The sequence below is a fragment of the Pseudogracilibacillus sp. SO30301A genome (assembly GCF_037072025.1).
Classification (GTDB): Bacteria; Bacillota; Bacilli; order Bacillales; family Amphibacillaceae; genus Pseudogracilibacillus.
Map to the genome: position 1 here is coordinate 1 of NZ_JAXHDD010000058.1, position 25,346 is coordinate 25,346.

Sequence of the window (25,346 nt, forward strand, 5' to 3'; positions counted from 1 at the left end):
ACTCTATATTTGGAGCAGTAGTTACTTGATATTAACAAATGGAGCTCGTTAAAATATCATAAAAGAATATATTGAAACTCAAGACCGCAAACGCTAATCCCTACTAATTTTCCCGCAATTTGAAGTGGATCGCACCTTCGCCTTTAGTAGTTCAAATAAAATACTTTCAAGGTGAGTGATTTCGATTTTAGTATTGAGATTATACCCTTTAACACAAAAAAGCACCTCATTCAGGTGCCTTTGTTTAATGTTATGTTAACTGCATTGTTGTTATACAGGTGCCGTCTTGTTTAAAAGTAGAAAACTCTGACTTCACTTTTTTCCCATTATGATTAATTGTTATATGATATGTTTTATCTCGTGGTAGCCATAAATCGAAAAAACCGTTTTTCTCCGTTGTCAATGTATCTTCCAACACTGTATTGCCTTCCATGTCTTCAATATATACATCAAATTCTTCCTCTACCATTTCACCTTGACAACCTGTTAAACTATGGTTAGTACAAGGATGGGTTTCATTGATGAAAGGTGCGATGGAAACAAAAAATTCATCCTCAGGTAATGAATAGATAATTTCGCTTTCATCACTATTTGTGACAATTAATTCTTCTGATGTGATAGAGGCGGTTTCATCTTTTATTTCACCTACACTATATTCATGAACCAATTCCTTGATGTCTTCGGTAGAACCTTCTTCGGGTATACTTTCATTGCTACAAGCAACTAATAAAACAGATGCCAATAACATAGACAAACTTAATTTAAATTTCAATTAGAATCACCCCGTTGTTTTTTCTACAATTCATTATACCATTTCTATTCCTTTCGCATGCATTATTCCTATATTAGACACAATATTTTCGTTTTCACATATTTAAATCAAATTTACTTTTCTTGGGTCATAATAGGGTTGTTTTGGATGCACTTTTGCGCTATGTTTCCTAATTCTATATTCATTTTGCTTCTTCAGGTAGAATGAATTTTGAATAATATACGCTTGAACATTTCTACTGTTATACCAGTTGGTACCATTTGAAAGATAATATTCATGATCCACTAACAGGTTAGGTTAAAAAAAATTTCTAAATTCATTTATTCATATATTCAAAGTTTCTGATCCTGTTGTTGCTTCCCCAAACTTTCTACTTCCTTCATAGTTCCCTGATAATATCCTCAACATAAATAAATAGATGACTGCACTTATGAAAGCACAGAGCATAATAAATCCAAATATCAAGATTGAGATAAAAATACGGATAATATGACTGTTAAAGGTGCGAAAAATCGACCGATAGAATACTGTAAATCAGATGCCTCCATGTATTGTCCTCTAGCATTCTTAGGTACATACTTGCTCACGAAGTTTTGTACTACTGGGACATGGATAATCTCACCTATTGTCAGTATTACTATAATTCCAAATAGTAGCCATGCACTTGTTGTAAATCCAACTAGGAACATTCCAAATCCAGATAGTAAAGCAGCAAGAATTAGTGAGTTTCGATCACTCCATCTCGCAAAAATTTTGGTTACCGGAATTACGAATAATACAAACAATAAACCATTTAATCCAATCATCCATCCAAATATTTCCTCACTCCTTAGTGAAACTGACCAACTTCCTATTGAAATCAGTTCCTGGGCAGGTACAAAATTTCGTACATAGACGGCTAAATAGAGATCTAATTGCATAATGGAAACTGTTATGAATATACCTCCAAGTATATAAAGAAAGAATATTTTATCTGTAAGAATAAAAAAAAATTAATAAATTGGTTTTTTACAACTAAAAACAAAGTCTCTCTTTGTTCCTCTTCTCTTTCCCGTTTCGGCATAGTTTCTCTAATTATAAACAAAATTGCAATAGAATAAAGCAAGGTAACTACTTACTGTAGAGGTCCATAATAGCTCACTACGATATTGAAAAAACAAAACAGCTCCTATGATTGGACCAAAAACTGCCCTAAATTATTAGCTGATGCAAAAGTTGCAAATACACTACGCCTTTTTTCATCTGGTACAAGGTCAGCTACCATTGCTGAACTTGCTGGTCTATAGAAGGACTTCCCAAGGCTAATTCCAATGAAAGCTACATAATCTAGCCAAGGAGAAAAAGATAGAGCAAACAAAGCAAAAAAGCTGCAGCATTATCTTACGTCTTCCGAATTGATCCGTTATATCCCCCCCAATCATGCCCCCAAATATACTTATTATGGACGGAGTAGTCATCATCATACCTGCCTCAACTGCTCCTAATGTATCACTAAAGTATATCGTTAGAAATGGAAAGTACATCCAAAACAGCTATATTAAATAATGCTTCACCAATCAACCTTGTCTTTAAATTGATATCCCATGAAAGCCAATTCAATAAAACTCAGTTCCTTTCGATTGCACTTCTTGGCCAAGTACATTTAACATTAATATAAATATTCAGAAAAATATAGACTTATATTTAAAAATCACCAATAGAACTTTTATTAAATTGCCCCACAAACAGAACGTACGACCTCGTCTCCGTGCTGGTGTTTTTATTAAAAAAACCTCCTCTACCCACTGTAGGTAAAAGAGGTTTTTGGTTCTTGATTAAAATTAAATTCCAAGAAACATAAGCTGGTTGGGAGAAATAAACATTAAAAATCATATAAGCAACAAAGTATGTATATTAAAAGATCTTTTAATTTAATTTAAAAACAAAGTGGCCTGGATAAAAGTATTTTGGTCATGTAGAAATCTGAACTAAAATATAAATTTCATAAATTAATGTTTGTATTCGTTTAAATTTTTATTCTTCGCCTTTGTAACCTATAACTGCGACGTAAGGCTCTGCTTATTAATAAATCGATTCAGATCGACTCGACATGTTGGAAAAAGACTCGCCGTTTTCCATGACCCCCACCCAAAAACGGTCACAATTAATTTCAAAACATGCCCGTTTTTCATAACTCTTACCCAAAACGGTCACGATTAATATCAAAACATGCCCGTTTTCCACGACTCTTACCCAAAACGGTCACGATTAATATCAAAACATGCCCGTTTTCCACGACTCTTACCCAAAACGGTCACGATTAATATCGAAACATGCCCGTTTTTCATAACTCTTACCCAAAACGGTCACGATTAACATCGAAACATGCCCGTTTTCCACGACTCTTACCCAAAACGGTCACGATTAACATCGAAACATGCCCGTTTTCCACGACTCTTACCCAAAACGGTCACGATTAATATCGAAACATGCCCGTTTTCCATGACCCTTACCCAAAACGGTCACGATTAATATCGAAACATGCTCGTCTTGCAGATCGACTCGACCTCTTAGATCTGGACTCTACATGTTGTTAATCGACTCACATTCCGGAGCGGAGGTAGAGTCACTTTTCCCCAACGGTGATAAATCGTTACGTCACAGTTTACTTCGTCTAAGTATGAAAATACAACGGGTGAAAATAAATATTCTAGATTTCCTATCGTGTATTCATTCGACTCTAGTTTTGTCCAAGTCTCTTTCAAGTGAATCCATTATTTTTGTATGTGTTCTTCAAATACTGGCTTATAAAATGCGCGGTGATCCATCGCAAATAATCGTTCTGTAAACTCACCAGGTTTCGTTTTATCTAACGCTCTATTCAACATATTCAGCTTAGCATCAATTAAATCAATAAGATGTAAAATTTCAGCTTCTCGAACAAGTGGTGGTTTGGCACTACCCCATTCCGCTTTCCCATGATGCGATAAGACAAGATGTTGTAAAATAATGATTTCTTCTCCGTCAATTTTTAGTTCTTCGGCTACCTCTTTTATTTCTGTCACCATAAGAGAAATATGTCCCAATAACTTCCCCTCTAATGTGTAAGAAGTTGATACGACACCAGATAGTTCATGAACCTTTCCAATATCATGTAATATGATTCCTGCATATAATAAGTCCTTATTTATTTCTGGATATATTTCACATAATTGTCTTCCTATTTTTAGCATACTAACGATATGGTATGCTAGCCCTGAAACATAGGCATGATGATTTTTAGATGCTGCTGGATAGATAAATAGATCTTCATTATATTTTTTAATAAATGCTCTTACAATACGTTGGATATTTGGATTTTTCATTTCAAAAATTGCTTCCATCATGTTTTCTTGTAATAAGTCTTTATCAACAGGAGCCTTTTCTAAAAAATCTGAAATCCTGACCCCATCAGTAACTTGGGCAGGTCTTATGGATTTAATTCTCATTTGGGGTTTCCCACGGAATTCGTGAATGTCTCCGACTAATTTTACAACTTTTTCCTCCATGAAAATTTCTTCATCTTCCTTTGAAGCATCCCATAATTTCGCATCTATTTCACCTGTCGAATCAACAAAAAATAAAGTTAAAAAAGGCTTCCCATTACTTGCTGTTCCTTTTTTTACTTCCTTGATTAGCATAAAACCATCAAATGTATCCCCTATTCCATGTTTCCCAATCCCTTTTTCTTTTTGCATAATCATCCCCCTGTCTATTCTATATTTCTTTAAACTGTTATTTCCGCTGAAATATGTTGTGCTTGGAGTGTTTGTGCAATATCACTTTTACATGTAAACAGTAAGATTTGCTGTGAGCTAGCAAATTCTTGTACGATGTTTAAAATTTCTTCTGTCCGTTTGCTATCAAAATTTACAAATGCATCATCAATAATAAGCGGGATCACGAATTTTTCACTCATTACTCTACTTATCGCTAGTCTTAAAGATACATATAGTTGATCGATTGTACCTTGAGACAGCTCATCTACAGTATAACGTATATAGTTACTCGCTTCTACTTGAAATAATTTGGAACCTGTTGGAGCATGTACATGAATATATTTTCCATCCGTTAGTTTACTAAAATATTCTGAAGTTAATTCGATTACTTCTGATAAATATTTCCTTTGATAAGCGGCTTTCGCTTTCAATAATGTCGTTTGTGCCACTTGAGCAATTACCCATTCTTCAGCTAACGCATTTAATTTTTCAAGTTCTATTTGATACAGAAACGCTGCCTCTGAGTTGCCGTCCGATGTTTCCATCTGCCCGATTTCAAGTTCTACTGCAGCTAGTTGTTTATTTAAGTCGGAAATTTCTTGTTGACAATCATGTATCAATTCTTTTAAATTATTAATCTTACTCTCCAGCTCATGTTGACTTATTTCTTTTGTTAACATTTCGTCTGTAACTTCCCTAGGTAGCACTGGTCTTATTTGCTGTTCAAGTTCTATTTTCCGATTTAGCAGCGCTTTTTTATCTGCTAATTCCCGTGCCGTACTAAAATATTCCTCTTCTGTCTCTACACTAGCTACTTCCATTAATGCATGTATTTCTTTTTCGAATGAAATTATTTTTGCTTTTAATTCCATTTGTTTTACTTCGTTTTTTTCTATAAGCTCGTTATAATGGATGATCGATTGGTTATTGATCGTATACTTTTCGACGATTTGGTCGATTTCTTCCATTGTGATCGTTGAATTTGTCCAGCTTATGTCACTAGCAAAATCCGCTAGTTTTCTTTGGAAATGATTCCTTTTTTCTTGTAAATCGTCTATTTCATTTTGCATAACATGTTTATCTCGTATTAACTGTTTTGCTTGTTGTAACTTGTGTAGTAATTCTATCCAATGACTTGGGTCAACTTGTCTTAAAAAAGGATATTGATATTGCTCTGTCTTTAATCGATCAAGCCACTGACTTTCTTTATGATCAAACATTCGTTTCTTTTCTTGCCAATCTTTTTTTTGTAATTCCGCCCGTTTTTCTTCATTTTCTAACATTCTTACATTTACTTGAAGGTCTTTATTTTTATGTAGTAATTTCTCAAGTTTATTTTTTTCAGATGGTGAAATGATACTTTTGAATTCATTACTATTGTCATTTTGACCTGTTTCACCAATTGATTTTTTTATGAATGTAAACTGTGTTAAACCTAGAGTAACAATCATTGCTGTTATACCAAATAATAAGTAATTATTTATTCCAAGAGCAAATAAGACAGAGAGCGATGCAAACAATACTGTTCCTACTAACGTCCAATTCGCCAGTCTTACTTGCTTTTTCTCCCATTGTTCCATTTTAATTTTATGATCTCTGTTATTTTTCGTTGCAGTTACCGTTAATTCGTATGCATTAATTTTCGTTTGCATTTCACTAACTTCTTCATTTGATAATAATTGAGAGAAAACTGCTTGTTTTTCTGTATTGATCTGATCTACCTTCTCTGAGAGAAGATTATATTCTTCGGTTAAACGTTCTCCATCTTGTTGTAACTGAATATTTGTTTCGCTGATTTCTTTCCAAGTTGACTCAATATGAAAAGGAAGTACAATTTCTTTTATTTCATCCTCTTCCATATCCAGCGGTTGTAATTGCTCTTTTAAAACACCATTTATCTGTTCGAGTTTTTTCTCTTTTTCGTTTATTTGTTGTGCAATATTTTCATCCGTTAGTCGTTCATTCAAAATAGACTTGGCTACTTCATAAATACTTGCGGGATATTGTTCATTCATTAAATGATTCAGTTTTGCCTTATATTCCTCTTCATTTCGTTTTAACGTATTATAATCACTTTGTAATGGGATAATTTGATTTTTTAATGTTTGATATCGTTCCACTCCGTCTTCTGGGAAATTAATGTCTTTTTCGCACATAGTTAATTTCTCTACCGTGGATTGATATTCATGTAAAAAAGGAATTAAATGAAGTAATTTTTTACTTTCTTCCACTTCAGCTTGTGCGGTCAGAACTTCGGACCGTCTTTTTTCAATAACAGCTTCCAATTTTTCCTTTAATTCTTTTTTATCCCGATACGTCGCTTCATTTTGTTTAAAACGTAGAAGTTCGTCATGCTTTTCCTGAACCACTTTTATCTGTTTGTTAATCTCAGGTATTCGACCAGTCCGTTTATACAATGAGGCTAATTTCTTTTCTAGCTTTTTTTCTACTTGATAAATTGCCGTTGCTCCCGTTAACCCAACACTAAATAATACATCACTTAATTGTTCTTGTTTCATTCGACGAATCTCAATCAAATCATTTACTGAAAAAGCGTAAATAGACGTATAAATCTCTCGTGTTAATCCATGTAACTGTTCAAAAAGCCAGTCTTCCCCTTCTACTTTTGCATTAGGTAATAAACATTTTACATGATCATCGGTTCGTTCAATCGTAAATATGCCGATAGAGACATCAACAATCGTTAACGTCCCGCCCATTCTATTGCTGTTTTTTGGCTGATAAAAATTTCTCTTTCTTGGTGGTAAACCAAATAACATGTATAATATAAAATTTTGTAAAGTCGATTTTCCTGCTTCATTTTCTCCATACAAACATGTTAACAATCCATCTGAAAAGTCAAATGTCTTATCGACCCATTTGCCAAACCCGTATATTTCAGCTCGCAAAAACTTCAACCTAGTCACCTTCTTCCACATGTAGCAGTTCATGAATTAGCAGCTGTTTAGCTGAATTTTTAATGTCAATTTCTGATATTTCCTCTAAATACTTTCTCGCTTTGGGATGATTGTATAAATCTTTTACTGTTTCAGGAACAGAAAGTTTTTCCATAGCTCTCTTCGTTTCACCGATAAAAAAATCATCCTCTTTAAATTGAGGCAACTCATCAATTTGAATTTTATATGTATAAATATAACTCCATCGTTTCTCTTCTAACAATGATTCATTAACTACATCGATTAATTCTGTTAACATTTGATTAGTTTCAAAGCGTAAAATATCCTCATGCTTACTACGAATAGTTAGATGAATCAACCTCTCATCAGTATGCTGTTGAACTATGTTTTTTATCTTTTCTTCTATTTCCAGCATTGTTTTACATGTTGAAACATCCATTTGTATGTCATCAAAAATTATTGATTGTAAAGGAACGAATTCAAGCTCCGGTTCAGTATGGGATAGCTTGACATAATAACACCCTTTTTCCCCCGATTCATTTCGATGTCGACCTTGAATATTTCCAGGATAAATTATCGGCGGTGAACTTAATAGTTGTTGCCTTTTATGGATATGTCCCAACGCCCAATAATCGAAAGGTTCTTCTTTTAAATCTTGAAGAGTAAAAGGTGCATATGGATCATGGTCTTTATTTCCATTAATGGTGCCATGCAGCATCGCAATATGAAATGGAATCGCTCTATTTTGGATTTTATAAAAAATCGATTTATTTTTCTTAAGGGACCGGTTTTCATAACTAAAACCGTAAATTGAGGCTACAGGTTCATTATTCTTTTTGAAATTGAACGTGGTTATATTTTCATTAGGAAAGATATAAACATTATCCGGATAAACAATTGGATGAATATTACCGTTTATATAGTCATGATTACCAAATGAAAGGTACACATTAATATGATGAAATTTTAATTTTTCAAATGCTTTTCTTAAACGAACTTGTGCTTTTAAACTTTGATTTTCATTGTCAAATAAATCGCCAACTAATAGGACGAAGTCGACTTGCTTATTAATTGCAGTTGTTACAAGGTTATCTAATGCAGCAAATGTACTTTCCCGAACGTGATGAAAAATTGAGTCAGGGATATGTGTTAATCCTTTAAAAGGGCTGTCCAAATGTAAGTCAGCTGCATGTATAAATGAAATAGAATTCTTCATTCGCATCACCGTTTTTTATCTCTATTTTATTTTATCTAATTAACATTTATCATATCACGAACCTAGGATGGGATCAAGTGTTTCCTTTTGTGAAAATAGAAAAGCCACCCCCCCTATGGATGACCTTTCATAAATTGCTGTTAGGTATTTATTTTAAGACTCTTCCTCACGATACATCTTTGAAAAGAAGGTAATCATAACATTCAAAAATATAGGAAGGAGGCTCCATAAAAAAAATCGATAATCGTTTGTAATTAATGAAATAATAATGAAAATAAAAAGTGTCACCACTGAAATATAAACCGAACGCCTTTGATGGTGATTCAATTTTGTTCCTCCTTTATTTTTCTTTTTTCGTTAACATAAATGCCTTTTTAAAGTCTTTCAATGTTCTGGATGGTCCGTACATCAAAACACCGCCACGATATATTCTAGCGCCTAATATAGCAAGGAGTATAATGGTTCCTACTAAAATTCCGACAGAAAGAATGACCTCCCAGATAGGTACATCTAACATACCAATACGTAAGAACATAATCATTGGCGTGAAGAACGGTATGAAGGAAGTAATCGTTATAAATTTAGCTTCTGGCATACCTGAACCAACCATAGCGATAATAAATGCGATAACGATAAGCATCACCATCGGCATTAGCAGTTGTTGTACATCTTCTACTCTACTGACAAGTGAACCAAGCATTGCTGCAATAGTCGCATAAAGGAAATAACCAAGGATGAAAAATAAAATTGCGTATAAATAAATACTTATCGATCCTTGGGAAAATCCGAAAACTTCAAAGAATTCTCCAGAAAGTGTATTAATTTTTGAAGACATTAGACTATATCCTACAACAAAAAATAAAATAATTTGTGTAAGACCAAGCAAAGCTATCCCAATAATTTTAGCAAACATATGTGTAACAGGAGAGGCACTGGAAATCAATATTTCCATCACACGCGAAGATTTCTCAGTTGCCACATCCATTGCAATCATTTGTCCGTAGATAATTACAGCCATATATAAGACAAACAACATAACATAAACGATTCCTCGCGCTTGATTTAATTCTTCTTCTGTTTTTGTATCTTCATCAAGTGCAATTTTTTCAAAAGCTACTTGTTCGTATATAGATTCTATGGTTGCTTCGTCGAATCCGGCTTGTTCTGCTGCAATTGTCGTTTTGATTTGTTGAAGTTGTTGCTCTAATGTTGCCTCTATAAAAGAAAATGATGCATTGTTTTCATAATATGTTGCTATCGGTAAATTGTTTTCGTCCAATTCCAGTACTAACAATGCATCAAATTCGCCCTCTTGTACCGCTGTTTTTCCTTTTTCAACTGACTTTTCATATAAAATAAGTTCAATATCTTCATCTACATGAGAAACACCGCTTTCTAAAGGAGTAAACAATTGACCTGGCTCATCGATCACAAGGACTTTCTCTGTATCATCTTCACCAGTAAATATTTGAATGATCGACTGAAGATTAGCCACACCAACTAAGAATAAAAGAATAATTAAAGTAGAGATAATAAAAGCTTTTGATTTTAATCGAGAAAAATATGTATGACTTAAAACAATCCAAAAATTATTCATAGTTCTCACCTACTTTTTCAATAAAAATATCATTTAAAGAAGGTTCCTCAAGTTCAAATTTCCGAATAAATCCGTTCCCCGCAAGTTTTGACAAAATTTCTTGTGATACTTGTTCGTCACTGATCTGGAGTTCACAGCCATCATTTCGTCGTTTGAAAGAAAGCACGCCGTTTACATCCTGTAAAAAATCAATTGACTCGTCTGACACTATTCGGACATTTTTCTTACCAAATGACCGTTTAATTTCTTTTATATTTCCTTCTACAACAGCTGTTCCGTCTCTTAAAATACAAATGTTTTCACATAATTCCTCGACATGAGACATTTGATGAGATGAAAATACAACGGACGTTCCGGATTCCTTAATGTCTATAACCGCTTCTTTCAACATTTCAACATTTATCGGATCAAGCCCCGAAAATGGTTCATCTAAAATAAGTAGTTTTGGACGATGAATTACTGCAGAAATAAATTGAATTTTTTGCTGATTTCCTTTTGATAATTCTTCTACTTTTTTATCAATATAATTAGGGATTTGAAAACGATCTAACCATTTTTTTAATTCTGTTAACGCACTTTGCTTCGTCATTCCACGCAATTTTCCTAAATAAATGAGCTGTTCCTTCACTTTTAATTTTGGATAAAGACCACGTTCTTCTGGTAAATAACCGATCAAATGACTTTTATGATAATTTATACTTTCCCCGTTCCATGTAATCTCTCCAGCGGTTTGGTCAAGCAATCCTAAAATCATTCGAAATGTAGTCGTTTTACCCGCGCCATTTCCGCCTAAAAACCCAAATAGTTCTGAATCAGGAATTTCTAAATTCAATTTATTTACTGCTACATGCTCGCCGAATTTCTTTGTAACATTTGATAATAATAAAGACAAATAAAGCCCTCCCTTTAATTTTCTTTTTGTTGCTTACTATGCCTGATGAGTAGATACCCAACTACGCTAAATGGTATGGTATTTAATAAATATAGCCAATTCTCCGTAAGTAAAGTTAAAATTAAAAAGACAACAGCAGATGTAATAATAACTATTATTCCAACTAAAAAATAAGACACCTTAATTTCTGTTCCACTATACATAATTGCAGATAAGACAGCACCGATTATTCCCCAACTTGCCATTTGCACCAATATTAACATCGATAAAACAACTACTACACTAAGAGTAAAACCAAATGCGTAAAGTGTAAATAATAAATATAAGGTGACAATCGTTACATACCATGAGTATGACCGAGCTTTTTGCCAAATATGTTCATGTGTTTCATCTAAACTTCTTTGTTTTTCGGCCTTTTTTCTTCCAAAATACCAGCTAGCTAACCCACACAAAAGTCCACCATAAAGACCTATTAACCCTCCAATTTGTATTTCCATTATTTATCTCTCCCTCCTTCAAAAAGGAATACTTCTTCAATCGTACGGTTAAATTGTTGAGCAATTTTAAATGCCAATTCAAGCGATGGATTATATTTTCCTGATTCAATCGCAACGATCGATTGTCTAGAGACTCCTACTTTTTTTGATAATTGTTCTTGTGTCAATTGTTTCTCCGCTCGTAATTCTTTAATACAATTTTTCATAATTTCCCTCACTAATATGTCAAGGTAACTTTACATTCATATTGTAATTGCTTACGGACTTCATGTCAAGGTAACTTTACACCTATCTTTTTATATAAAAATATGTAATAATAATGAATAGATATTCATTCGGAGGGATTCATAATGAAAAATTATGTACTAACTGTATTTTCAAAAACTGGAGAAAAATTATTAGATGAAGCATTTCCAGCAAAAAATGACGATGAAGCAAAAGTCATTGGGCAAAAAAAATTAGCAGAAGAAGGCTATAGTGAGTATACACATCGATGTGTGACAGAAGATGCACGCCTAGTTTTATTTCACCGATAAACGTAAAAAAGAACTATAACCTGATGGTTTAGCTCTTTTTTCGTAAGATATGGAAGTTTTAAATTGAAAGAGGACGAACACATACGATTAACAATTTGTTGAATCATAGGTGTTTTCCATCCTCTTCCGATTATTTAGTTATTGAAATCCGCCACCCATTTGTTGCTGTGCTTGGTGAACAAGACGCTTTGTGATCTCTCCACCTACTGAACCATTAGCACGAGAAGTAGTATCAGCACCTAATTGTACACCAAACTCTGAAGCAATCTCTGTCTTCATTTGGTTTAAAGCTTGCTCAGCTCCAGGCACTAATAATTGGTTAGAGTTATTTCTGCTTGTATCAGCCATTTCTGTCACCTCCTTACTACGTATTGTGGACAGTTTTCAAATTTCTACTATGCTTATTTCTTGGTAATCGAGGTAATAAATTTCCAATGATATTCCAATGATGTTGCAAAATCATTGGAAAGTTTTGTGTTTCCGTGGTTAATTCGCAAAATAGCTGGAGAAATCAGTCTCTCGTGGTTATTTCGTATTTCCGGTGGTTAAATTGAAATCTTCGTGGTTATTTTGTGCTTCTTCGTGGTTAATTCACAAAGTAGCTGGAGAAATCAGTCTCCCGTCGTTATTTCGTATTTCCGGTGGTTAAATTGAAATCCGCGTGGTTATTTTGTGCTTCTTCGTGGTTAATTCACAAAGTAGCTGGAGAAACCAGTCTCTCGTGATTATTTCGCTTTTTCTGTGGTTAAATTGAAATCTTCGTGGTTATTTTGTGCTTCTTCGTGGTTAATTCGCAAAGTAGCTGGAAAAACCAGTCTCTCGTGGTTATTTCGCTTTTTCTGTGGTTAAATTGAAATCCGCGTGGTTATTTTGTGCTTCTTCTTCGTAGTTAATTCGCAATTTGGCTGGATAAATTTCAGAACCTGATTCTTCTATAAAACAGAAACAGCCTATTACAAAATTGTAATAGGCTGTAAATTAATTAAAGTGTATGTGTCATATCTTCTGGAACTACGTATTTATCAAATTCTTCTTCCGTTAGCAGTTCTAATGCTAATGCAGCTTCTTTTAGAGTTGTATTTTCTTCATATGCTTTTTTAGCAATTTTAGCAGCATTTTCATATCCAATATGTGGATTTAATGCAGTTACAAGCATAAGTGAATCATTTAAAAATGTTTCAATTTTTTCATGATTTGGTTCAATACCTCTTACACAACGCTCTTCAAATGATAACATACTGTCTGCAAGTAATTGAGCAGATTGAATAAAATTATACGCGATAACTGGCTTGAACACGTTAAGCTCAAAATTTCCTTGACTTGCCGCAAATGCAATCGTTGCATCATTTCCAACAACCTGTGTGACAACCATCGTTATTGCTTCACTCTGTGTTGGGTTTACTTTCCCAGGCATAATGGAACTTCCCGGCTCGTTTGCAGGGATAATAATTTCCCCTAGTCCTGAACGTGGTCCACTTGCCAACCAACGTACGTCATTGGCAATTTTCATTAAGTCTGCAGCTAGTGCTTTTAGGGCACCATGAGCATAAACTGCTTCGTCATAACTTGTTAATGAATGGAATTTAACTGGCTCAGATCTAAAATTTTTACCAGTAATTGCGCTGATTTCCTGACATACCCGCTCAGAAAACTCAGGATGTGCGTTTAATCCTGTTCCTACAGCTGTACCACCTATTGCAAGATCTTTTAAATGTTGGGCACTTTCAGTAATCATTTTTTCTGTTTTTTCAAGCATGCGATGCCATCCGCTCATCTCTTGACCTAATGTAATTGGCGTTGCATCTTGTAAATGTGTACGACCGATTTTTACAATATCCATAAATTCTTCTGACTTTTTGTGAATGGACTCTTTTAATACTTTTAAGGACGGAAGAACTGTATCTTCTAATTTTAGAACTGCTGCAATATGTAGGGCAGTTGGATATGTATCATTGGAACTTTGTGATTTATTTACATCATCATTTGGATGAAGTACTAATTCACTTCCTTGTTCTTTCAACCATTTATTACCTACATGAGCAATAACTTCGTTCACGTTCATATTTGATTGAGTTCCGCTTCCTGTTTGCCATACGACTAACGGGAAATGATCATTTAATTTTCCTTCTATGATCTCTTCAGCTGCATAAGCGATAGCTTCAGCTTTTTTCTCTTCTAATAAACCTAAATCACTGTTTGCTTTTGCAGCACCTTTTTTCGTGATGGCAAATGCTTTAATTATTTCATTCGGCATCGTTTCATGCCCAATTGGGAAATTTTGTTTACTACGCTGTGTTTGTGCGCCCCAGAATTTATCAACAGGAACTTTCACTTCACCTAATGTGTCTTTTTCGATGCGATACTCCATTTCCTTTTTCCTCCTATGAACCAGTGATAGACTTTCTTCTTTATTGTAACAAATATTTGTTGATTAATATACAATTGTAGTATGACATACTTTTTTATAACGTTATACTGTATCGTTTTCTGCTTGAATGTAAGTCGAACAGAAAAAAGACTACTCCAAAAAAGAATAGTCTTTTTAAATATAATAGTATTATTCCCAAATAAAGCTTTTATATGACTCACTTAGCTTGTTAAATTCCTCTTTTTCCTCATTGTCTAATGCTTCATTTAATTGCTTTTGCAACTGTTTTTTATTCCACGTATAGCAAAGTTGATCAAGAATTAATCTCGCTGTTAACTTCATTTCATATGGAATTTCTTTTTTAGCTAGCAGCACCTTACCATCGTACCGAAAGAACTTATAGTTCACTTTCTCTTTTTTCATGGAACATGCCCCCTAGGCTTATCTTTTTTATATTATCCTAAATTATCTTAATAATTGCAACAGTTAGGATTAATTAAAAGATTAACTCGATCCTTTATCTTTTTCAGGATCGATGTTCCGAAACGCTAAGAAGCCTGCCCCTAAAGCAAAAATAGTCAATAGAGCAACCATCCAAAAAATATTTTTCTTCATTAAGATTGCAATCGCTGGTGGCCCTGCAGCAACGCCGATAAAACGCATCGAACTATAGATAGATGTCACTGCTCCACGAACTGTTTTATCTAAGCTTTCAGTAATTAAAGAGTCCATACAGGGAAGTGCCATGCCAATCCCCGTTCCACAAATTAGAAAAATAATGATCAAATAGATAAAGTGATCCGCAAAAGATATTACAGCAACAGAACAACCTGCTAAAACAATACCAATAAATGTGATCCACTTCATTAACTTTAAACGACCCTCGATCTTTCTTCCCGCAACATAGGAAGCGATCGATAATGCAAGAAGTGGTATAGCAAGTAGTAATCCTTTTTTAATCCCGTCAAAGCCAAATTTATCTTCCAATATACTTGATAGGTAAAATAAAAATCCAAACAAGATAAACATTAAAATAGCGCCGATAATAAATATTGCGATTAACCATCGTTTATGTTCGTGGAATACTTCCTTAATTAATCCCAAATATTTTTTAAAAGGCATCGGTTCTTCATCTTTAGCTTCTTTTTCTTTAATTAAAAAAATAATCATTAAAACGGAGACGGTACAAAATACGGGGATAGAAAAAAACGGCAAAAACCAGACGATTGCCGTAAGTGCTGAACCTAAAATAGGACTTAGCACTTTACCAATTGTGTTAGATGTTTCGATAATACCAAGGGTTGTACTTGCTTCATCATCCCTTCTAAACATATCACCAACGAGCGGCAAAACGATAGGCATTGCCCCCGAAGCACCAATACCTTGTAATATCCGTCCGATCAAAATAACAGAAAAAGCATTATCCATCTTCCAAGAAGCAAGCCCTGCTATTAATCCACCTGCTCCTGTTAAGATAAGTGCAGGTACCATTACTTTTTTTCGACCAAATCGATCTGATAAATATCCAGCAATTGGAATACATAAAATAGCGACAATGGAGTAAACAGTAATAATATAACTAGACTGTAGCTTTGATATATCTAATTTTTCCTCCATTACAGGCAAGATCGGAATTAACATGGAGTTACCCAAAGTCATAATGAGCGGAACGGAGGCAAGTGAAATAATTGCCCAACGTTTTTCAATAGATTGTTGATTGGACACTAAGCCTCATCCTTTTGCACAATAAGTACAATTATTATGCACTTGAAAGGATAAGTTATTCGCAAATTATTTGACATAGCTGCGAGTGAAGTTATGAGTTTTCATGGAAGAGCATTTTTCATTTTATTTATGAAAGTTAGACTCTTAATGAGCCACGGAAACCTCTGGAAGCATAGTAGGATTCAGCTCCATTATGATAAGTCCTTTAAGGGCAGGGCTTTCTCGTCCGGAAAATTTGTCAAAATCAGGATTGATGGTTAACATTTTACATCGTCAACAAAAACACTGTTACAATCGCTCCAATTACAACTAAAACAATATTTAATCCGAAATAGGCAAGTAAAATTGCGACAATCCCACCAATTATTCCAATGTGGGGCTCTCCCTCAATGACAGATAGAATTCCTGGAAAAATTAAAGCACCGAGAGCTGCATATGGAATTGCTTGCAACCATCGATTCACCCAATCACGAAATAAAAATTTATCGACGACAAATGCTGGAATTACTCTAGGAATCATCGTCACAAGGGACATACCAATTATGATAAGTAAGATCATTACCTTTTCTCCTTTAGTAAGTAAACACCTGTTAAACCACCCAATAATGTACCAAACACAATTGCCCAACCACTACTGACAAATTGACTTGCAATTACATTGATAAACATAGCAATAATTGCGATCAAACCGAAGCGCAATTCTTTTTTTACTGATGGAACTAGCAAACCGATAAACATTGCATATAGGGCAATTCCCATACTTTGACTTAGTTGCTCCGGGATCACTTCTCCTAACATTCCACCAAGAAAAGAGCCAATAACCCAAGATAAATAGGCTAATAAATAAATAGCTGCATAGAAAAATACCGATTTCTCTTCTTTTGCCACTTCTTTATGAAGAGCAGAAACGGCAAATGTTTCATCTGTTAAGCTTAGAGCTAAACCTACTCTTCCTTTTAAAGAAACATGATCTCGAATTTCATTCATAAACGATAAACTCATGACAAAATGACGAAAGTTTAATACAAAGGTTGCGACGATTATTTCTACAGCAGTTGCACTTGCCGCAATCATATTTGCTCCCATAAATTGACTTGCACCAGCATAAACGAGGGCACTCATCATCGTTAATTCAAAAATGGACATTCCGGATTGTGCGGCTAGCACCCCATACGTTAAAGCAACAGGAATATATCCTAATAAAATGGGAAAACCAACTTGTAGTCCTTTTTGAAACATATAAAAAGATTGATTTCTTTTCGGTTGTGAAGCCTGCTCCAACGATGTACCCTCCTTACTAGTTCAATATTATTATTCATCTTGTTCTGTCAAAATTAATGGCCCATTTTTAGTAATAGCCAGTGTATGTTCATATTGCACAGAGCGCCCTTTATCAACGGTTCGAGCTGTCCAATTGTTTTTATCCATTTTGCTTTTCCAAGTTCCTTCATTAATCATTGGCTCAATTGTTATCACCATACCCTCTTTTAAGCGAACACCTTTATTTGGCTGTCCAAAATGTGGTATATGCGGTGGTTCATGAATTGTCGGTCCAATACCGTGGCCAGTAAACTCTCGGACGACAGAAAAACCTTCTCCTTCTGCATACGTTTGAATGACGTGACCAATATCACCAATTCGATTACCTACTTGGGCTTGTTCAATTCCTAGATAAAGAGCCTTTTTGGTTACTTCCATTAATCGCTTTCCCTTTTCGTCAACTTCACCAACTGCATAAGACCAAGCTGAATCTGCTAAACCTCCATTTAGATTTACAACCATATCTATCGTTACAATGTCTCCGTTTATTAATGGTTCTTTTCGCGGAAACCCGTGGCATATTTCATCATTTATTGAAGCACATGTAGCATATGGATACCCTTGAAATCCTTTTTGTTCCGGTGTAGCTCCGTGCTTTTTTAAAAATTCTTCTACAAATTCATCGATCTCCATCGTTGTAATCCCAGGTTTAATCATTTTTGCAATTTCTTTATGTGTAGCTACTAACAGCTTTCCTGCTTCTTGCATTTGGCTAATTTCACGCTTGCTTTTTCGTGTAATCAACTAAGATACTCCCTTTCAACAGTAATTATCCATTTAAAGTGTACCATAAAAAGACCGGTATTTTGAATAAGAACAATCGTCAAGCGATGAACATAAAAAAAGAGAGTTTCACACCCTCTTTTTTTGAGCAGATAGGAAAGTATAAAACTTTCCTACTGCATAAGTTCAACTAAGGCACTCGCCATTAAAGGCTTGGCGAATGCCAAGTTTCCTAATGTTCGTTTAGCAATAACCGTTGTCGCCATATCCTCTGTCAGAGAATACTGCTCCAATGATGATCAACAGAATAAACAATACGACAATCAAAGCAAAGCCACTTCCGAAACATCCTCCGTAACCATTATCGCTCATGTTAACCCCTCCCCATTTTTTGACAATCCATTAATTCGCGATGGATACCCATTCGCTTATGATACATTTTATGTAATAGTAGGCTACATGTAAGGGCGATTAACTAGTTCCGAAAAAAGAGTTATTTTAGAGGTTGTTCAAATAGTCCGGTAAAAATGACACTGCGAATTTCGCACGAATGCTTGTTTCTCCGCTACTCATGTATCTAAATGCATACATTCCGCTGACGGGAGCTGCGCCGCCTCGAACTTCTTGATCCTTTTTATCCTCCTTTTTGAACACGCACTTTTTGCTAGAAATATTCAGAAACATTATATATTTTTCCATTTTGTATATTTACTTCATCCGTTAATATATTTACTAATACTCCGGCAACTGCTTCCGTGTCAGACAATAAATTTTGGTTTTTATAATCTTTAAAAGTATCAACATCAATGAACTGATCATAACTACTAGAGCGAATTTCTGCTTGCATTTCCGTATCCATTACACCAGGGCTAAAGGCGAATATTTTATTTCCGGTTTTTAATTCCTCTTGTTCTAATGCAACAGCTTTTGTAAACATATTTAAACTTGCTTTCGAACTGCAATAAGCACTCCAACCAAAAATTGGTCGAGTCGCTGCACCGCTCGTTATATTCACTCCAACAAATGAAATATTTTCATTACAAAAATTTAAGAAAGAATTTAATAATACCATTGGTGTTACGATATTTACTTGAAAATGATATGCCAACTCTTTTGCATCAGTTTTAGTAGCTTGATTGATAGGAGACAAAACCGCTGCATTATTTACAAGATATATTTGAGATAGCTTATGTTCCGTTAATTTTCCTTTTATCTCTGCAATCATCCGATTTGTTTGCTCAGCATTCCCTAAGTCACAGTTGAAATGGGTAAAAGTAACGTCATTTACTTCTGCTAATTGCTGTAACTGATTAGTTGAAGTGCGGGATACTCCGTATACATGAATTCCCGATTCAAGTAAAAATTCAGCTGTAGATTTCCCAAGTCCTTTAGATACTCCTGTTACAATTGCAATTTTCAATATAATCCCTCACTTTTAATATGGATCAAGGATAAAAGATTCCTTTATAAAACGAACTATTACTGAATCAAGTAGACAGGTAGGGAAGAATGACTGATCTCTAAGATGTTTAGTCGCTTGCCGTTGAGTCATTCTCCAACATGCTGAGTCGCTTGCCAAGACGTTGAGTCGATTTATAACCTATAGAATAGAATCTTATATCACCTTTTTTGGAGATGAAGCATTAAAAATTCTTTTAATTCTAACATCATTCAACTCCGATAGAAACATATTGTGTTTCTAAAAATGCATCCATTCCTTCATGACCGCCTTCTCGCCCGATGCCACTTTCTTTCATCCCACCAAATGGGGCTTGCGCTGCGGACGGCATTCCATCATTCCAGCCAACGATTCCAAAATCCAGCTTCTCGATTAATTTAGTTCCACGTGCGACACTTTCTGTAAAGACATAGGCTGCCAAGCCATATTCTGTACTGTTTGCGAGGTCAGCCGCTTCTTCATCTGTTTCAACTTTTTGAATTGGTGCAACTGGACCAAACGTTTCTTCTTGCATAATGATCATGGATGGGTCAATATCTCGGAGTACTGTCGGCTCATAAAAAGTTCCAGTACCTGGAATACGGTTTCCACCTGTCACCAATGATGCTCCTTTTTCGACAGCATCTTTCACATGGCTGGCGACTTTTTCTAAGCCTTCTTCATTGATCAGCGGTCCAATATCTACTCCATCCATTCCGTCTCCCACTTTTAATTGTTTTACTTTTGCTGCAAATTTTTCTACAAATTGGTCATAAATTCCTTCCTGTACATAAATACGATTTGCACAGACACAAGTTTGCCCACCGTTTCTAAATTTTGATGCTAATACTCCTTCTACCGCTTTATCAATATTAGCGTCATCCAATACTATAAACGGTGCGTGCCCACCAAGCTCTAATGATAAACGTTTCACTTGCTTAGCACTTTGCTCAATTAATAATTTACCAACTTCCGTCGATCCGGTAAACGTAATTTTTTTCACCTTTTCATTTTCCATCATGGCACCAACTATTTTTGAGGAAGAGCCAGTTACGAGATTAATAACCCCACTTGGAAACCCGGACTTTTTTACTAGTTCCATAAATTTGATAGCTGTGATTGGACTTTCTTTCGATGGCTTTATAATAACTGTACAACCAGCAGCAAGAGCAGGAGCAATTTTTCTAGTAATCATTGCGAGTGGAAAATTCCAGGGAGTAATTGCCGCAACTACGCCTACAGGTTTTCTCCAAACTTGAAGCCGTTTATTTGGAACATGTGACGGAATTGTTTCCCCATACACTCGTTTCGCTTCTTCAGCATACCACTCTACAAAAGATGCACTATAAACTACTTCTCCTGTTGATTCCTTTAGTGGCTTTCCCATTTCTAGTGTCATAATTTTTGCTAACTTATCTTGATTTTCTAAAATTAAATCATGTAACTTTTTTAAATATGTTGCACGTTCATAAGCGGTTGTTTGTGACCATTTTTTAAAAGCCTGGTTCGCTGCCTCAACCGCTTGGTTTGCTTCTTCTTTGCCGCCATTTGGAATCGTTCCAACTACTTCATTTGTAGCTGGATTATATACATCCATTTGTTCCAAATCCAATCCTACTTGTTTCCCATTAATAACCATTGCGTAATTCAAGACAAACCCCTCTTTTCTATAAATTTTTTATGTTTGCTGTTGAACTTCTCATGATTGTTACCGATTATTTCCCACTTCATCCCAATAATAAACAAGTGTTTCCATTCCTTTATCAAAACTGTCGAGCGGGAAACTTTCATTTGGAGAATGAAGCCGATCCTCAGGAGTTCCAAAGCCAAGTAAAATGATTGGTATATGGTAAATGTCGTCTAACCATTCTACTACTGGAATAGAACCACCCATTCTGACAAATACCGTTTCTTTATTGAATGCTTTTTCATAACAAAGAGCAGCCTTTTGGATTAACGGATGATTTGGTTCTACCTTGTATGCTTTTGACGATAATTTTTCTAGCTTTACTTCTACCTCTACCCCAGATGGAGTGACTTTTTCAACATGATTTTTTAAAAGTTGTTGAATGTGATCCGGATCCTGTCCAGGTACAAGACGACACGTTATTTTTGCAGTTGCTGATGATGGAATAATTGTTTTTGTTCCTTCCCCTTGATATCCACCATAAATACCGTTTACTTCTAACGTTGGCCTTGCCATTGTATGCTCTTTTTCATTGTAGCCTTTTTCTGAGACAGTTTCTTTAACTCCAGTCAATGCCTTATAATCTTCCCCTTGTATTTTCGCTATTAAATCACGTTCTTCTGCAGATAGAGGTTCAACATTATCATAAAATCCGTCAATCGTTATGACCTCATCATTATCTTTCATGGAGGCTAAAATATGGGATAGTGCCATAATCGGGTTACGAACAGCTCCTCCATACATACCAGAATGAAGATCTTGATCTGGTCCTTTTACAGTAATTTCAATCCCCGTAAATCCCTTTAATCCATAAAGAATAGTTGGTTGGTTTTTAGCAACCATGCCGGAATCTGAAATAACAACAAAATCTGCGGCAAATTTCTCTTTATTATTCAGCAAGACTTCATATAAATTTTCACTGCCGATCTCTTCTTCACCTTCAATGCAAACTTTTACGTTAATTGGCAATTCACCTTTTGTTTTCATATATGCTTCAAAAACTGCCAAATTCATAAACACTTGCCCTTTATCATCACTGGAACCACGCGCATAAATTCGTTCATTTCTAATTTCAGCTTTAAACGGATCACTATCCCATTCCTCAATCGGATCAACCGGCTGCACATCATAATGACCGTAAAAAAGAACTGTCGGCGCATTTTCTCCTGCACCATTATATTCTCCGTAAACAAGCGGATGTCCTGCAGTATCTATTTGTTCAACATTGTTAAACCCTATTTCCGTTAAATAATCGGCCGTAAATTTAGCGGCATTTTTGACCTCTTTTTTATATGTACTATCAGTACTTACACTTGGTATTGCCAAATAATCATGTAATCGTTTTAATAAATTTTCTCTATTAGTTTGTAAATAACCCACAACTTGTTTTACCATATGATCATCCCTTTCCATGATATACTTATACTTTAACGTAACTACCAAAAAAAGGCTAAAAATAATTACTAATTTAATTAATTCGCTTTACTGTATTCGAGATGACTAATGGCTCGCGTAAAAAAATTCGAGTTTAAGATTACGTGAAGGCTTGAGTATCAACCTTAAACAAAAGAAACGAGCATAGAAAAAATCCGCTCGTTTCAAAAAAGTTTATCGTTTGTTTTGTGGGAAGATACGTTCAATCGTATTTCCAATTTGATCAAAGAAACCTCTTACAGGTTCACCATTATTCATATCATTCACATAGTTATTTGCTAAGTTAAAGAAGTCTGGACTTGTAGAAACATACACGTTATCAATGTTGTTATCCACATCTTGTACAATATCAGCAATTTTGTTCTTTACATCGTCTGTTACTTCATCGGATTCAACATCACGCTTTTTATCTACTTCATCAGATGGTGTATCTTTTCTGTTTGCAATATGGTTGTCTTGTTTACGTTGGTTCGAATCACCTTCATTTACAGTGCGGTTTGTAACGTTACGATCGTTTACATTTCGAACATTCATACCAGCAGAACTATTTTGACGATCATTATACGTTAGATTATCTTTCGGTGTTTCGTTATTTTTATCTAAAACAGCTGCAACATATGCATTATTTCCTGTCGTTAACACATACGCTTGATCAATTTCAGCTACTTCATCGACAATTCGGTTTGCCGCTTCTTCAGATACCTCATATCTATCTTGGCGGTTATTCGTTGCTCTGTTGTTACTTAGGCGATTACGATCATCTAAATTTCTATCGGAAACATTTTGTGTCCAATTCGTATTATTATCATGAGTTGTCCGTGTTCGTTCAAACCCATCCCCCATCCCTTCCTGATTATTATTTGTCGTACCACCTTGACAACCAATTAAGACTAAAACAGTAGCTATAATGACGGAAAAAAGTTTAAATTTCATTGAATGGTTTTCCTCCTTTTTGTTTTGATTTTAGTATGTTTCGGTAAGGAGGTTTTATTCTATAAACCTTATATTGGTAAAGGCACCACTTAGTTTTTCGAAAATTAGATAATAATCAGGTCATACTAAAAACACCATCGCCATTTTAGAAGGAGGCAAATAATATGTTACCTGACTATGAATATGCATTAAATTATGTATTGTGGGGCAGATGGGATGATTTATTTACACTAATGATTCGAACCCGTGATGATATGCTTGGAAAAAAAATTCAGTTGTTTCTCCATGCTTACTATTATTCCTCCAAAGAAACAGAAATAATCGACACACACGATGATTTGTTATTTTACATTGATCACGCAATTGAGAGTAGTCCAGCACAAAATTTTACAATGCGCGTGTAAGGGGAATTCATTCCATTATTAGAAAACTTGGCTTTTCGCCAAGTCTTGGCGAGAACTAAAGTTGCACTTATGCAGTAAGAAAGTTTTATACTTTCTTATCTGCCTAAAAAAAAGCTTCACAAAACCCCGATTTTGTTTTACGGGTTTGTGAAGCTACCTTTACCATAAATGAGTCCTTACGCTCATTATCCGCATCAATTTAACCACAATTAATACAATACGTATTTTTCATACGGATATAACATTGCCTGTTTAAATGGACTATAATAAGCTGTAAATTCATCACTCCTATCCTTATCCCCTAAAAAAGAGAATAAATAATTTTTGGAAAGATGAACATCGACCTCTCTGAGATTCCAATGGCTATGACGGATTGGAATTTTTACAATTCGATTTCGGTATATATTCCAAATACAGTATCTTTCAGTTAAAAATGCAGCAAGATCATTCTTCACTACGTTTTCCTGCGGTTCATAATGAACGGAGAAAACAGAAGCATTTTCTGTCATACTTGATACACTGATCTTTTTGTCGTTTTTATAAAACGTATTTACGACATGATAAAAAGGTAAACCAAAAAGTGTATTTGCTCCAAGTGCAGCAAGTAAATCATTCACACGAAGTGCAAAAAAGTAGACTCCTCGTTCAAGCCTTGCTGGGTCATATACATACGTCCGAACGTTTATTTGGATTACGGATTTGTAAGAAGTCCATGCAGGTAGTCCTCGAATTAAACTATTTTTTACGTTAAAAACCACGATACTTATCCAAGCGTTACCGTCATATGTATCTATAATAAAAGATGCTGGCACGAATTGACGAATAATTTTTTCCTCCATCGGCCAATGTAGAAATAAAACATCTGACCAAGCTTGTTGTCCAATCCAAGGATATTTTCTTTTTGTGATTAACATATAAACCTCCACCTCGACTCGCTCCGCTCTTCGAGTCAAATAGTAATGAAAACGAATGCGGATTTTCGTTGAGTTAGGAGGGGCATACTACAAAGCACGCTGAGGTGAGTTGTAGGAAACCTCGTTTGTTTGAACCAGCATATAAACCAGTGTAAGGTCGGGGCTTTCCAGCACAAATGAATGGAACTTAGAGTCCGCACACTAATCATTGTTTTAACAAATCTAGTTAAATGCC

23 protein-coding genes and 2 pseudogenes are annotated in these 25,346 nt (G+C 35.0%); 2 read left to right on the plus strand and 23 right to left on the minus strand.

Annotated features, from left to right (window positions below; genetic code table 11):
* Positions 1 to 250 precede the first annotated feature (250 nt).
* From SPD89_RS18805 to SPD89_RS18845, 9 genes and pseudogenes are all read right to left on the minus strand, one after another.
* Positions 251 to 772, minus strand: a complete 522-nt coding sequence (locus SPD89_RS18805; protein ID WP_336263485.1) for a CueP family metal-binding protein — start codon at positions 770 to 772, stop codon at positions 251 to 253.
* A gap of 324 nt (positions 773 to 1,096) precedes the next feature.
* Positions 1,097 to 2,371, minus strand: a pseudogene (locus tag SPD89_RS18810) (MFS transporter).
* 1,154 nt (positions 2,372 to 3,525) lie between these two features.
* Entirely contained in the window at positions 3,526 to 4,488 is a 963-nt protein-coding gene (gene yhaM, locus SPD89_RS18815; RefSeq protein ID WP_336263486.1) for a 3'-5' exoribonuclease YhaM, read from the minus strand.
* A 29-nt stretch (positions 4,489 to 4,517) separates the two neighbouring features.
* Positions 4,518 to 7,427, minus strand: a complete 2,910-nt coding sequence (locus SPD89_RS18820) for an ATP-binding protein (protein ID WP_336263487.1) — start codon at positions 7,425 to 7,427, stop codon at positions 4,518 to 4,520.
* Position 7,428: 1 nt separating this feature from the next.
* Positions 7,429 to 8,643 carry a metallophosphoesterase family protein gene (locus SPD89_RS18825; RefSeq protein WP_336263488.1) on the minus strand — a complete coding sequence of 405 codons (1,215 nt, stop codon included), beginning with the start codon at positions 8,641 to 8,643 and terminating at the stop codon, positions 7,429 to 7,431.
* A 340-nt stretch (positions 8,644 to 8,983) separates the two neighbouring features.
* Positions 8,984 to 10,240 (minus strand): ABC transporter permease, encoded by a 1,257-nt coding sequence (locus SPD89_RS18830; RefSeq protein WP_336263489.1) that lies wholly within the window; start codon positions 10,238 to 10,240, stop codon positions 8,984 to 8,986.
* Positions 10,233 to 11,132, minus strand: a complete 900-nt coding sequence (locus tag SPD89_RS18835) for an ABC transporter ATP-binding protein (RefSeq protein ID WP_336263490.1) — start codon at positions 11,130 to 11,132, stop codon at positions 10,233 to 10,235. The genes SPD89_RS18830 and SPD89_RS18835 overlap by 8 nt, the downstream gene beginning before the upstream one ends.
* A gap of 14 nt (positions 11,133 to 11,146) precedes the next feature.
* Positions 11,147 to 11,629, minus strand: coding sequence for a hypothetical protein (locus SPD89_RS18840; RefSeq protein WP_336263491.1), 483 nt, complete (start codon positions 11,627 to 11,629; stop codon positions 11,147 to 11,149).
* A complete protein-coding gene (locus SPD89_RS18845) occupies positions 11,629 to 11,835 on the minus strand; it encodes a helix-turn-helix transcriptional regulator (RefSeq protein WP_336263492.1) in 207 nt (68 codons plus the stop codon). Before SPD89_RS18845 ends, SPD89_RS18840 begins: the two co-directional genes overlap by 1 nt.
* Before the next feature lie 144 nt (positions 11,836 to 11,979).
* Here SPD89_RS18845 and SPD89_RS18850 point away from each other — a divergent pair, with 144 nt between their 5' ends.
* A complete protein-coding gene (locus SPD89_RS18850; RefSeq protein ID WP_336263493.1) occupies positions 11,980 to 12,165 on the plus strand; it encodes a YhzD family protein in 186 nt (61 codons plus the stop codon).
* A 138-nt stretch (positions 12,166 to 12,303) separates the two neighbouring features.
* Here SPD89_RS18850 and SPD89_RS18855 read toward each other — a convergent pair whose 3' ends face one another.
* The 13 genes and pseudogenes from SPD89_RS18855 to SPD89_RS18910 all read right to left on the minus strand — a co-directional run bounded on the left by SPD89_RS18855 (position 12,304) and on the right by SPD89_RS18910 (position 23,793).
* Positions 12,304 to 12,513, minus strand: a complete 210-nt coding sequence (locus SPD89_RS18855; RefSeq protein ID WP_336263494.1) for an alpha/beta-type small acid-soluble spore protein — start codon at positions 12,511 to 12,513, stop codon at positions 12,304 to 12,306.
* Positions 12,514 to 13,147: 634 nt separating this feature from the next.
* Positions 13,148 to 14,533 carry a class II fumarate hydratase gene (gene fumC / locus SPD89_RS18860; RefSeq protein ID WP_336263495.1) on the minus strand — a complete coding sequence of 462 codons (1,386 nt, stop codon included), beginning with the start codon at positions 14,531 to 14,533 and terminating at the stop codon, positions 13,148 to 13,150.
* A 189-nt stretch (positions 14,534 to 14,722) separates the two neighbouring features.
* Entirely contained in the window at positions 14,723 to 14,956 is a 234-nt protein-coding gene (locus tag SPD89_RS18865) for an IDEAL domain-containing protein (protein ID WP_336263496.1), read from the minus strand.
* An 81-nt stretch (positions 14,957 to 15,037) separates the two neighbouring features.
* Complete coding sequence (locus tag SPD89_RS18870; RefSeq protein ID WP_336263497.1) at positions 15,038 to 16,258, minus strand: MFS transporter; 1,221 nt, start codon at positions 16,256 to 16,258, stop codon at positions 15,038 to 15,040.
* A 136-nt stretch (positions 16,259 to 16,394) separates the two neighbouring features.
* Positions 16,395 to 16,457: pseudogene (locus SPD89_RS23235) on the minus strand (DUF4256 domain-containing protein); the annotation flags it as partial.
* 66 nt (positions 16,458 to 16,523) lie between these two features.
* On the minus strand, positions 16,524 to 16,817 hold the full coding sequence (locus tag SPD89_RS18875; RefSeq protein ID WP_336263498.1) for an AzlD domain-containing protein: 294 nt from the start codon (positions 16,815 to 16,817) through the stop codon (positions 16,524 to 16,526).
* Positions 16,817 to 17,539, minus strand: coding sequence for an AzlC family ABC transporter permease (locus tag SPD89_RS18880; protein WP_442961203.1), 723 nt, complete (start codon positions 17,537 to 17,539; stop codon positions 16,817 to 16,819). Before SPD89_RS18880 ends, SPD89_RS18875 begins: the two co-directional genes overlap by 1 nt.
* A gap of 30 nt (positions 17,540 to 17,569) precedes the next feature.
* Positions 17,570 to 18,322 (minus strand): type I methionyl aminopeptidase, encoded by a 753-nt coding sequence (gene map, locus SPD89_RS18885; RefSeq protein ID WP_336263499.1) that lies wholly within the window; start codon positions 18,320 to 18,322, stop codon positions 17,570 to 17,572.
* Positions 18,323 to 18,544: 222 nt separating this feature from the next.
* Positions 18,545 to 18,673, minus strand: coding sequence for a YjcZ family sporulation protein (locus SPD89_RS18890; protein WP_336263500.1), 129 nt, complete (start codon positions 18,671 to 18,673; stop codon positions 18,545 to 18,547).
* A 292-nt stretch (positions 18,674 to 18,965) separates the two neighbouring features.
* A complete protein-coding gene (locus SPD89_RS18895) occupies positions 18,966 to 19,721 on the minus strand; it encodes a (S)-benzoin forming benzil reductase (protein ID WP_336263501.1) in 756 nt (251 codons plus the stop codon).
* Positions 19,722 to 19,968: 247 nt separating this feature from the next.
* Positions 19,969 to 21,378, minus strand: coding sequence for an NAD-dependent succinate-semialdehyde dehydrogenase (locus SPD89_RS18900; protein ID WP_336263508.1), 1,410 nt, complete (start codon positions 21,376 to 21,378; stop codon positions 19,969 to 19,971).
* A 69-nt stretch (positions 21,379 to 21,447) separates the two neighbouring features.
* On the minus strand, positions 21,448 to 22,821 hold the full coding sequence (locus SPD89_RS18905) for a dipeptidase (RefSeq protein WP_336263503.1): 1,374 nt from the start codon (positions 22,819 to 22,821) through the stop codon (positions 21,448 to 21,450).
* A 213-nt stretch (positions 22,822 to 23,034) separates the two neighbouring features.
* On the minus strand, positions 23,035 to 23,793 hold the full coding sequence (locus tag SPD89_RS18910; RefSeq protein WP_336263504.1) for a YhcN/YlaJ family sporulation lipoprotein: 759 nt from the start codon (positions 23,791 to 23,793) through the stop codon (positions 23,035 to 23,037).
* Positions 23,794 to 23,957: 164 nt separating this feature from the next.
* Here SPD89_RS18910 and SPD89_RS18915 point away from each other — a divergent pair, with 164 nt between their 5' ends.
* Positions 23,958 to 24,197, plus strand: coding sequence for a YhdB family protein (locus tag SPD89_RS18915; RefSeq protein ID WP_336263505.1), 240 nt, complete (start codon positions 23,958 to 23,960; stop codon positions 24,195 to 24,197).
* 209 nt (positions 24,198 to 24,406) lie between these two features.
* Here the strand turns inward: SPD89_RS18915 and SPD89_RS18920 are convergent, their stop codons facing one another.
* Positions 24,407 to 25,111 (minus strand): DUF2071 domain-containing protein, encoded by a 705-nt coding sequence (locus SPD89_RS18920; protein WP_336263506.1) that lies wholly within the window; start codon positions 25,109 to 25,111, stop codon positions 24,407 to 24,409.
* Positions 25,112 to 25,346: the final 235 nt, after the last annotated feature.